Raw genomic sequence first — 11403 nt, forward strand, 5'->3', positions numbered from 1 at the left:
CGTCCGAGTATGGCCGACCCCCAGACGACACCCCTGACGATCATGTTCTGGCCCGAGTCGGCCTACGGTCCGACGAACCAATGCATAGGACTGGCGGCCATCCTGCGCGACCGTGGCCACACCATCGTCTTCGCAGCGGAGAGTTCATGGGCGGGCAAGCTGTCGCCCCTGGGCTTCGTCGAGGAACTCGTCGACCTGGCCGAGCCCGCCGCCGATGCGGGCACCGAGGACGCCGGGAAGTTCTGGACCGACTTCATCGCCGAGACAGCCCCGGAGTTCCGCAAGCCCACCGTCGAACAGCTGGAGTCGTTCGTCGCGCCGACCTACCAGGCGTTGATCGACGGGGCGAAGTACTGCGAGCCCCGCTTGCGCGACATCATCGCCACTCACCATCCCGACGTGATCGTCGAGGACAACGTGGTGCTCTTTCCCGCGCTGGTGACCGCAGGAGCACCCTTCGTGCGCATCGTGTCGTGCAGCCCGCTAGAAGTCCCGGGTCCCGGTGTCCCACCGCCCTTCTCGGGGCTGCCGAGCGCCGACCCCTCGAAGTGGGACGCCTATCGTGCCGAGTTCGACCGGACCCATCGCGCCATGTGGGCGGACTTCGACGCGTGGGTTCAGGCCCAGGGCGCCCCGCCGCTGCCGGACTTGGAGTTCATGCCGCGTGCCAACGCCGCCAGCCTGTACGTCTACCCCGCCGAGGCCGACTACCTCGACGCCCGCCCGCTCGACGAGACCTGGACGCGGATGGACTCGAGCGTGCGTGAGACCGACGGCGACTTTGCGCTGCCCGCCGAAGTGGCGGACCGTCCGCACGACAGCGCGCTGATCTACCTCTCACTCGGCTCCCTCGGCGGGGCCGACGTCGACCTCATGCGACGACTGGTGGCGATTCTGGGCACCACCCGGCACCGCTTCATCGTCAGCAAGGGACCCCAGGCCGATCAGATCACGTTGCCCGACAACATGGTCGGCGCTCAGATGCTGCCGCAGACCAAGGTCATCCCCCAGGTCGACCTGGTGATCTCCCACGGTGGAAACAACACCACCACCGAGGCTCTGCACTTCGGCAAGCCACTCGTGGTTCTTCCGTTGTTCTGGGATCAGTACGAAAACGCCCAGCGCGTCGACGAACTGGGATTCGGAGTGCGGTTGGGCACGTACTCCTTCGCCGACGCCGAGCTGGTCGACGCCGTCGAACGCCTCCTCGCCGACACCGACCTGCGGGCGCGGCTGGACACGATGGGCGCGGCGATCCGGGACCGCGACGGACTGCGCGTCGGCGCCGACGTCATCGAGAGGGTCGGCGCGCGGCACCGACATTCGGGTGCCTGAGCACCTCGACGCCCTCTTGCTCGGCGAGGACCACCGGATAGCCGTCGTCGACGACGGTGGGGATCTCGCCGCCGTTCCTCAGGTGCGTGACGCCGACGGCCGATGGCGTCGCGCCCGTCCCGGCGACGGCGCCGCGTCGGCTCTGCTGACACTCTTGGCGGCGGGCTCGGCCACCCGCGGCGCGTTCAGCGTGCTGTCTTGGACGACCCGGACGGCATTGAGCGAGACGCCCATTGGCGTCGACCAGACGAATGAGTCGGTGATCGTCGGCGACGCCGCGGTCGTCAAGTGGGCGACACACCTGCAGGACGGCCCGCACCCGGCGCCACCGCGGATCGAAGCGCTTCGCGAGGCCGGGTTCGACGGCACGCCCACGCCATGGGGTTTGGTCACCTGGCGGACGTCGACTGGCGAGGACACCGTCGTGGCCTACGTCGACGACTACCTCCCCGGTGCGGTTGACGGCTGGACCTGGGCCGTGGACTTGATCACCGCGGCGGCGCGAGACGGGCGCATCGAGGAGTTCTGCACCGCCGCCGCCGACGTGGGGACCGTCGTCGCCAACGTGCATGCGGCGCTCTCGTTAACCACCACCGTGGCAACCACCGCCGATGCGCAGCGGTGGCACGACGGCGCGCTGGAGACCCTCGACAGCGCGTGCCGGCTGGGGCACCCCGGTGCGGTCGCCCGTCGCCACGACGTGGAGGTCCTGCTGGCCGACCTCGACGAGCTGGCCGGCACCCCTGTGATCCTCGGGCACGGCGATCTGCACGTCGGTCAAGTACTGTGCAGCCGTGGCCGTTTCGTCGTCACCGACTTCGACGGCAACCCGGTGCTCACGGCGTCGGAGCGGGCGTTGCCGATACCAGCGGTACTCGACGTCGCCGGGATGACGCAGTCGCTGGCACACGCAGGCATCGTCGCCGCCAAGTACACCGCCCTCGACACCGCCACCCTGGCCGCAGTCGACCGCAACGGTCGCACCGCCTTCCTCGACGCCTACGGCCGACGCCTCGAGGAGCTCGGGCACGCCGACCTGTTCGACTCGACGCCGCTTCGCGCCTTCCGCGCCCAGCAAATATTGCGTGAGATCGTCTACGCCGCACGCCATCTTCCCCGCTGGATGTACGTTCCCGACGCGGCGCTGCCCGCACTACTCGACGAAGGATGCTCGACGTGAAACCCGACGGATTCGCCGCCGACCTACGGCTCAAGCCCGAGGTGCTCGATCGCCTCGCCACGGTTCTGGCGGCGGGCAACCCGTGGGCTCGGGTCGTGCCGCCGGACGTGCAACGCGTCGTGCTGCTCGGAATGGGATCCTCGGCGTACGCGGCCGGAGTCGCCGCAGCGCGGATGCGGGCCACGGGGTTGACGGTCACATCCGAGCTGGCGTCGTCGGCGCTGCTCCCCCATTGGGGGGCAGGCACTCTCGTCGTCGCCACCTCGGCCAGCGGCGGTTCGGTGGAGACGCTCGACGCGTTGGATCGACTGCCGGCCGCCGCCCACGTGATCGCACTGACCAACACGCCCGCGTCGGCAATCGGGGAGCGATGCCGCGACGTGGTCGAACTGGCCGCCGACCCCGAGGTCGGCGGGGTTGCCTGCCGCAGCTATCAGCACACGTTGGCCCTGTTGATGGCACTCGAATGCCATCTGCTCGGCGCGGGTTTGGCTCCGCTGGCGACGACGGTCACCGCGGCGGCCGGCGCCTCCGCCCACCTCCTGGAGACCGAAGAGGATTGGCTGCCAGAGGTTTCCGAGCTGTTGCTCGGACCGGCCGGCACCCACTTCGCCGCACCCGCGCATCGATTCTGTTCGGCGCAGCAGGCCGCACTCATGCTCCGCGAAGGCCCTCGCCTCCCGGCGGTCGGATGCGAGACCGGCGACTGGAGCCACGTCGACGTCTACCTGACGAAGACCACCGACTACCGGCTCGGGGTGTTCGCGGGCTCGCCATGGGAGGACCAGATGGCGGAGTGGACGACCGCTCGTGGCAGCACCGTCGTCGGCATTGGTGGGGACGTTCCTGGCGCCCGGTACCGGTTGCGCTACCCGGGCGACGACGAGGACGATGTCCGACTGCTGACCGAGGTACTGGTCGCCGAGCTCATCGCCTCCGCCGCCTGGGGTGACATCTAGTTCAAAACTCCTGTGCCACATTGGTTTCAGCAGTCACATCGTCGGATGTCTTGTCGGTGGGTCAAACTAGTGTTCGAGTATGAGTTCGGATCGGGTCACCGCAGCAGTCGCGGGGATCCGCGCTGCGGTGGCCGAGCTCATCGCCCTCGATTGCGATCAATTCACCCACCTCGAATTGGTAGAGCTGCTGGGGGAATTGGAGACCGCCACCTGGCAACTGCCCACGGTGGGGCACCGGGTCATCGCCCGGCTGCACCGCGAAGCATCCTTCATGGAGTTGGGCGCCAAGTCGTTGGGCAGCGTGCTGACCCAACGGTTGCGCATCTCAAGCAAGGAAGTCCGGAAGCGGCTCTGCGAAGCAGAGGATTTGGGGCCGCGGACCACGCTGAGCGGGCAAGCGCTGACACCGAAGCTCGCACCGACCGCCGACGCCCAAGCCGACGGGGTGCTGGGACCCGAACACGTGTCGGTGATTCGAGGCTTCCTCGACAAGCTGCCCGCATGGGTGGACCCCGAAGTGCGGGAACTCTCGGAGAAGACGCTGGTGCACATCGGGTCCGGCACCGGCCCAGAAGAACTGGGCAACACGGCCAAGAAACTCATGACCACCATCGACCAGGACGGCCCCAAACCCGACGACGTCGAACGAGCCCGCAAGCGGTTCTTCCGATTGGGCAAGCAACAGGCCGACGGGATGACCCCCTTCACCGGGCTCCTCGACCCCGAAGCCCGAGCCACCATCGAACCGATCCTGTCCAAGTACGCGGCCCCCGGGATGTGCAACCCCGCCGACCACGAACCGAGAACCTCCGGCACACCATCCCAACAGCAGATCGACACTGACGACCGCACCGCGACCCAACGCAACCACGACGCGTTGATCGCGATCGGCCGAAGCGTGCTGTCCTCGGGTGAGTTGGGTCAGCACAACGGGTTACCCGTCACCGTCATCGTCTCGACGACGTTGCAGGATCTGGAATCCGCGAGCGGCAGCGGAGTCACCGGTGGTGGTTCCCTGCTGCCGATGGCCGATCTGATCCGGATGGCGTCGCACGCTCACCACTACTTGGCGGTGTTCGACAAGCACACCAACGAAGCCCTCTATTTAGGCCGGACGAAGCGGTTGGCCTCAGTCGGGCAGCGGATCGTCCTACACGCCCGCGACCGCGGCTGCACCAAACCCGGGTGCACCGTCCCCGGCTACGGCGCCCAGGTGCACCACATGACCGGATGGGCCAAGAACGGGCTGACCGACGTCGACGACGTCACCCTGGCCTGCGGCGGGGACAACCGCCTGGCCGAAAACGGCTGGACCGTGCAACTCCAAGACGGGGTCGTGCAGTGGATCCCACCACCAGAACTCGACGTGGGCCAAGCCCGCGTCAACTACCTCCACCACCCCGAACGACTCCTCGCGGAGTCGGGGAGCTAGGCCGCGAGGTGGCCCCACCGCGACGACAGTTCCTCCCATGGACCGTCGTCGGCGATCGCGCCGTCGACCAGCACGACCACCCGGTCCGCCCTGGCCAGCGCCGCCCGCTTGGAGGTGGCGCCCAGCACCGTCGTCCCCCGCGCCCGAAGGCTGGCCCACAGCTCCACCTCGGTGGCGGCGTCCAGTGCGCTGGAGATGTCGTCGGCCAGAAGCAGTTCCGGCTCCGTTGCCAGAGCGCGGGCCAATGCCAGGCGCTGGACCTGACCACCGGACAGGCGCACCCCGCGGTGGCCCACGACGGCGTCGACCCCGCCGGCGTCGGCGACGTCCGGACCGAGCCGGGCGTCGGCCACGGCCCGCTCGACGTCACGGTCGTGGTCGAGGCGCACGTTATCGGCGAACGTGCCCGAGAGCACCAGCGGCACCTGGGCGACGTGCGCCACCCGACCGGGCCGAAGGAATGTCTGCGCGTCGGTGACCTCCGCACCGTTCCACCTGATCCGCCCGGTGTGGCCCACCAGACCGCACAGCACCGACAGCAGACTCGACTTGCCCGCGCCCACCTGCCCGAGCAGCAGCACCAGCTCACCCGCCTCGACACTCAGGTGCACGCCCGTCACACCCCGGGTCCCGTCGTCGTGCACGGCTGTGACGTCGACCAACTCCAAGCGCCGCAACGGTGTTCGCGTGACCGGCGCCGGGCGGGGTGCGGTACCGGCCCGTAGGTCCACACCCGCGGGAACGTCCATGAGGTCGGCTCCGCCCGCCAGGCGAGTGGTGGCCCGCTGCCAGGCGCGGACGCCCGGTGCGTCGGTGACCACCGCCCCGGCGACGCTGCCGAAGTAGTCGAAGCCGGCGACGGCGCTGGAGACCAGCAGCGCGGTGGCCAAATTCCATCCGCCCACCAGGTACACCACCCACGCCGCGACGACGCCGAGTTGCACCATCACCACGGGCACCCCGAACAAGATCGACTGGATGCGGTGTTCGCGCACCGCCGCGCCCACCCGGCCGCCGTCGACGCGGTCCAGATACGCCCGAATGTCCGCCGTCGCGGCAGCGAGCTTGACGGTCCGGACGCATTCGAGCACCGACACCAGGGAGCGCCCGAACTCGGCGCGGGTGGCCGAGGCGGCCGCCGACGAGCGGCCCGCGACGGGTCGACCCGCCACCGACGTCACGGCGGCGGCCACCATCACCGCAAGCAGGATCGCGCCGGCGACGGGTGTTCCGCCGAGCAACGACGCGATGACGACGATCACCAGACCGCCGACGACGTCGTTCCACCGGTCGGCGTAGTGCAGGAAGCGGTCCGAGTCGAGCACGCGCGAGACCACCTCGCCGGGCGGCGTACCCGGCAGCCGGTCTTGCCGAGTCTGCGCGTCCAGCACCGTCATTCGGATCCGCAGCGCACACGCCGACCACCACGGCAGGAACCGCCGCAGCGCCACCGCCAGCAGCAGCGGTTCGACGAGGATGCACAGCACCATCGCCACGGCGATGAGCGTCGGGGTCCTGCCCTCGCTCAGAGCTTGGACGACGTGCCCCCACGCGAAGCCGCTGACCGCGCCGGTCGCCCCGACCAGTCCGGTCAACACGAACAAGGACGCGCCCAACAGGCCCCAGGTGGGATGGGTGCAGACCATGCGGATGATGCCGCGGGCCAGACTCGGCCCGCCGTCGACGTCGGGCGGTTTGGGGGCGTCTCCGTGCCTGCGGACCCCACCGACGGCGGCCCCGTCGTCGACGGCCGGCGGTGGCGCGTCCGCGCCAATCCCGCTGGCCTCGAGCAGGTTCAGGAAGGGCCCGGGCCGGTCGGCGAGTTCGGCGCGCGGACCCTGCTCGACGACGCGGCCGTGGTCGAGCACGGCGACGAGGTCGGCACGGGTCACGGTCGAAAGGCGGTGGGCGATCAGCATTCCGGTGCGGTCGGCCAGCAGGCGATCGGCCGCTCGCACCACTCTGGCCTCGGTCAGAGGATCCATCCTCGCGGTGGCCTCGTCGAGTACGACCACGCGCACCTCGCGGACCAGGAGCCGCGCGAAGGCGACGAGTTGCTCCTCCCCCGCCGACAGCGTGGTGCCACCGGGACCCAGGAGGGTGTCGACGCCGTCGGGCAGGCTCTCGACCCAATCGGTCAGCTCGAGTTCGGCGACGGCGTCGAGCACTCGCTGCCGGGGTACGTCGGCGAACAGCGTGACGTTCTCGGCGAGCGTGCCCGCGAGGATCTCGGTGCGCTGGGTCACCACGCCGACCGCGGCTCTCAGGCGGTGCACGTCGAGGTCGAGGACGTCGACGCCGCCGAGGAACACCGACCCCCGATGGGGGTCCACCGCCCGGGAGACCAGCGACGCGAGAGTCGACTTGCCCGAACCGGTTCGGCCGACCAACGCACACGTGGTGCCCGCCGGGATCGTCAGGTCGACCCCGCGCAGCACCGGTGGCCCGTCGGCGTAGGAGAACGTCAGCCCACGCATCTCGACACCAACCGCGTCGGCCGGAAGATCCACTCCGCCAACGGGTTCTGACTCCGCGACGATCAGTTGCCGAAGCCGGATGATCGCACCCATGCCCGCCTGCAGTTCGGGCAGTTGCCGGGTCAGCTGCGCGATCTCGCCGACCAAGGTGGCGCTGACCAGGAACAGCGTGATCAATTGGGCGACGTCGAGATCGCCGTCCGCGACGAGCGCGACACCGGCAACGACGACGCCGGCGAGCAACGCGTGCAGGAGCCCGCCGGCCCACAGGGTGATGCGCGACTCGACCGCCACCACCGCGCGAAAGCACCGCTGAATGGTGGCCGACAGTTCGGCGCACCGCCGCAGGACGAAGGCCTGGCCAAGGCTGGTGCGCACGTCGTCGCGCGCGGCGACGCCCTCCTCCATCGCTGCCGCGTGGTCGGTCCAGGCGATCTCCTCGACGACCTTGCGCCGGCCGAGCTCGCGCAGCAGGGGTCGAATCGCCATGGTGATGAGCAGGACGACGACCGGGAAGACGATCCAGGCGGGCCACCAGGTCAGCCCGGCGACGACCCACATCGGCACCGCGGACACGACGGTGCGCAGGGCCTCCCACATCTGCGACCGCACCAGCGACCCGACTTCGTGGGTGTCGTCGTCCACGCGGTCGAGGATCTCGCCGACGGCCTGCTCGGACAGTCGGTCCAGCGGTTGGCCGAGTGCCGCGGTGAGCAAATCGGCCCGCAGACGGCCCTCGGCCCTGTCGGCGATGCGGGCCCAGACGGTGCGACCCACGGTGTCGAGGACGGCGGCGCCCAGCAAGCACGCCGCGAGCACCCACACCGTCGTCCAGACGGGGTTGGTCGCGAGGCGGCCGATCACGACGGTGCCCAAGGATTGCAGCACCGCCGCGACCGTCATCGTCAGCAGGGCGACCACGACACCGGGGCTCTTGAGGCGCCGCCATCCGACGGTGCGGTCGAGGTGATCCGCCAAATCCCGGTGGCCCATGGTCGGCGCCGACGGGGTGGTGTCAGGCCGGGTCGTGGTGGTCATCGCGACGTGGACGCTACACATCGCCGGCGCCACGATGCACCTTCTTTTCGGGGGCGGCCAATCCTCGACCGCCGCGGGTCAGGCGGTGACCTGCGGTGTGATCAGGAACTTCTCACCGGTGGCGCGCTTGAGGTAGGCGGTGAACGCCTCGGGCGCGAGCATGCCGGCCAGGGAGACCTCGCGGTTGTAGGAGCTGGCGAAGGTCGTGGTCAGTTCGTTGGCCACCCGCGAGCGCAACCGCCCGATGGTGTCGGCGCCGGCGTTCTGCAGGAACGGGGTCAGCAGCCACCCGCCGATGCCCCACGCCATGCCGAACTTCCTGGTGAGCGTCGTCGGTCCGCTGTCGAGCGCGCCGTAGACGTAGACCTGCTTGTGCACGGTGGAGCCGTAGCGTGAATAGGCCTCACCGGTCGTGTTGGCGGCGCGTTCCATTGCGTTGAGGATGTCGCCGGCGATGGTTCCGCCGCCGATCGCGTCGAAGGCCAGCGTCGCGTTGGTGGCCACCAGCGCGTCGAAGAGGTCGGTGGCGAACGTCGGCGAGGTCGAGTCGACCACGTGCACCGCACCGATCGACCTCAACAGCTCCTCCTGCTCGGGCTTGCGGACCACGTTGACCAGCGGGATGTCGTCCTCGAGGCAGATCTTCACCAGCATCTGCCCGAGGTTCGACGCCGCGGCGGTGTGCACCAAACCCGAATGTCCTTCGCGCTCCATGGTTTCCACCATGCCGAGCGCGGTCAACGGGTTGACGAACGAGGAAGCACCGTCGCGAGCCGGTGTCCCGTCGGGTAGCACCAGGCACGCCGCGGCCTTCGCCACGCGGTACTGCGCGTACATTCCGCCGCCAGCCAGCCCGACCGTCTTGCCGAGCAGCGCCTGGGCGCCGGCCGATTCACCGGCGGCGACGACGGTCCCCGCCCCCTCGTTGCCGACGGGCAGCGAATCGTCGAGGCGCGCGGTCAGAGCGTCGAGCGACTCGGGTGGGATCGGTGCAGTCACGACGGGACGCTCTTGCGTGCCGCCGACGGTGGCGGCGGCCATGTCGGCAGACGCGACGAGGAGACCGATGTCGGACGGATTGATCGGCGCGGCCTCCACCCGGACGAGCACCTCGTCGGCGGCTGGCGTCGGGACTGGGACCTCGTGCAGCGACAGTTCGAGCGTGCCCTGCGACGTCACCAACGATCGCAGTTCCAGGGCGGTCTCCGGAAGGTCGTGCGTCATGGATGGTGCCTCGTTCCTGTGGTGGGGTCTGCCGTCCACCTTAGGAACCGGCGCCGGTGGGGCGTCAGCAGAGTTCGCGCATGGAGGCCGAGATGATGTACATCGCGCCCGCCACCGTGGTCTTCAGATCGTTCATCACCATGGGAATGGCGTCGGCGGTCGGCCGTCCGGCGCCGACGTATCGGCAGACCTTGTGCCCCTCCGCGCTGAGCTGCTGCGGGCTCAGCGACGTGAGCCGCGGTGCCAGTTCCGTGAGGTAGCCAGACTCGTCGGCGGCCGCCGGTGCCGCAACCCCGATCGCCATGCCTGCCGCAAGCACTGCTCCGAACACGACCTTCACGTCACACCTCCTGGTCGACGCCACCGTAGAACACGGTGTGGTCTTTGCTGACCGTTTTGGTGCAACTCGTAATAGTCTTCGCCGTGCCACCACTGGGCGACCGCGCGCGGGCCTCGGATACTGCGTCAGGAGCCGGAATTAGATGACTCACGGGCCACGGGGGACGACGACGACCATTGCCGTCGTCGCCACCCCCGGCGCAGTGCCCTAGTGGCTACCGTTGCTGCCGTTGCCGTTTCCGTTGGTGTGCTGACGCTCCTTGAGTGCCAGCATCGCCCGGTGTTCGGCGGCGTGCGCGGCTTGAACCAGCGCAGCCTGCTCACCCTCGGGATCCGGGAACAAGAAGTTGCCCGAGCCGGGGGCGCCGGCAGAGCCCAGCTTGTTCATCTTCTTGGGCAGCGGGGCGCCCTGGTACTCCAGCGGGATCGGGTGACCGTGCTCGTCGACCGGCCCCAGCGGCTGGTGCAGCTCGACGTAGGCCCCGTGCGGCAGCCGCTTGAGGATGCCGGTCTCGATGCCGTGCTCGAGCACCGCCCGGTCACTGCGCTGCAAGCTGATCGCCCACCGGTAGGTGACGTAGTAGACGATCGCGGGCAGCACGACCATCCCGATGCGGCCGATCCACGTCGTCGCGTTGAGCGAGATGTGGAACTTCAGCGAGATGATGTCGTTCATCGCACTGAAGGTCAGCACGATGTACAGCGCGATGGCCATCGCACCGATGGCGGTGCGCACCGGGGCGTCCCGGGGGCGCTGCAACAGGTTGTGGTGCGCGGTGTCCTTGGAGAACCGCTTCTCCAGGAACGGGTAGATCGTCAGCAGGATGAAGACGAGCCCCATCAGCAACGCCACCGCCACGGCTGCAGGAACGGTGTGCCCCAACGGATACAGCTCCCACGGCGGCCAGATTCTCGCCAGGCCGTCGGTCCACATCATGTAGAAGTCGGGCTGTGAACCGGCCGAGATCTGGGAGGGCTTGTACGGCCCGAGCTGCCAGATCGGGTTGATCTGAAGAAGACCGCCCATCAACCCCAACACGCCGACGGTCATGGCGAAGAAGGCGCCGGACTTCACCGCGAACACCGGCATGACCCGCACGCCGACCACGTTGTGCTCGGTACGGCCCGGACCGGGGAACTGGGTGTGCTTCTGGAACCACACCATCGCCAGGTGCACCCCGATCAACGCCAGGATGATCCCCGGAATCAACAGGATGTGCAGCGCGTAGAGCCGCGGGATGATGATCGACCCCGGGAAGTCCCCACCGAAGAGCGCCCAGTGCAACCACGTCCCAATCAGGGGCATCCCCAACGTGATCGAGGAGAACGCCGCCCGCAACCCGGTCCCGGAGAGCAGATCGTCGGGCAGCGAATACCCGAAGTACCCCTCGAACATCGCCAAGATCAGCAGCAGCGACC

The 11403-nt window shown here is 69.0% G+C and carries 7 protein-coding genes and 1 pseudogene; 4 read left to right on the top strand and 4 right to left on the bottom strand.

Annotated elements, in window-relative coordinates:
* Window positions 1-9 precede the first annotated feature (9 nt).
* From H7K45_RS19515 to H7K45_RS19530, 4 genes are all read left to right on the top strand, one after another.
* Window positions 10-1335 carry a glycosyltransferase gene (locus tag H7K45_RS19515; protein ID WP_263997611.1) on the top strand — a complete coding sequence of 442 codons (1326 nt, stop codon included), beginning with the start codon at window positions 10-12 and terminating at the stop codon, window positions 1333-1335.
* Window positions 1328-2515: a glucosamine kinase gene (locus H7K45_RS19520; RefSeq protein ID WP_263997612.1), complete on the top strand. Its 1188-nt coding sequence runs from the start codon at window positions 1328-1330 to the stop codon at window positions 2513-2515. Before H7K45_RS19515 ends, H7K45_RS19520 begins: the two co-directional genes overlap by 8 nt.
* Window positions 2512-3474: an SIS domain-containing protein gene (locus H7K45_RS19525; RefSeq protein WP_263997613.1), complete on the top strand. Its 963-nt coding sequence runs from the start codon at window positions 2512-2514 to the stop codon at window positions 3472-3474. Before H7K45_RS19520 ends, H7K45_RS19525 begins: the two co-directional genes overlap by 4 nt.
* Before the next feature lie 79 nt (window positions 3475-3553).
* A complete protein-coding gene (locus tag H7K45_RS19530; RefSeq protein WP_263997614.1) occupies window positions 3554-4906 on the top strand; it encodes an HNH endonuclease signature motif containing protein in 1353 nt (450 codons plus the stop codon).
* On the opposite strand, the gene H7K45_RS19535 is transcribed toward H7K45_RS19530, so the two are convergent.
* From H7K45_RS19535 to H7K45_RS19550, 4 genes and pseudogenes are all read right to left on the bottom strand, one after another.
* Window positions 4903-8421: an ATP-binding cassette domain-containing protein gene (locus H7K45_RS19535; RefSeq protein WP_263997615.1), complete on the bottom strand. Its 3519-nt coding sequence runs from the start codon at window positions 8419-8421 to the stop codon at window positions 4903-4905. The two genes, H7K45_RS19530 and H7K45_RS19535, sit on opposite strands and share 4 nt — an antisense overlap.
* Window positions 8422-8499: 78 nt before the next feature.
* Entirely contained in the window at window positions 8500-9645 is a 1146-nt protein-coding gene (locus H7K45_RS19540; RefSeq protein ID WP_263997616.1) for a zinc-binding dehydrogenase, read from the bottom strand.
* A 64-nt stretch (window positions 9646-9709) separates the two neighbouring features.
* Window positions 9710-9985, bottom strand: a complete 276-nt coding sequence (locus H7K45_RS19545) for a DUF732 domain-containing protein (RefSeq protein WP_263997617.1) — start codon at window positions 9983-9985, stop codon at window positions 9710-9712.
* Between the two features lie 207 nt (window positions 9986-10192).
* Window positions 10193-11403 (bottom strand): annotated as a pseudogene (locus H7K45_RS19550) (cytochrome b); the annotation flags it as partial.

The organism is Mycobacterium yunnanensis (assembly GCF_025823185.1).
Classification (GTDB): domain Bacteria; phylum Actinomycetota; class Actinomycetes; order Mycobacteriales; family Mycobacteriaceae; genus Mycobacterium; species Mycobacterium yunnanensis.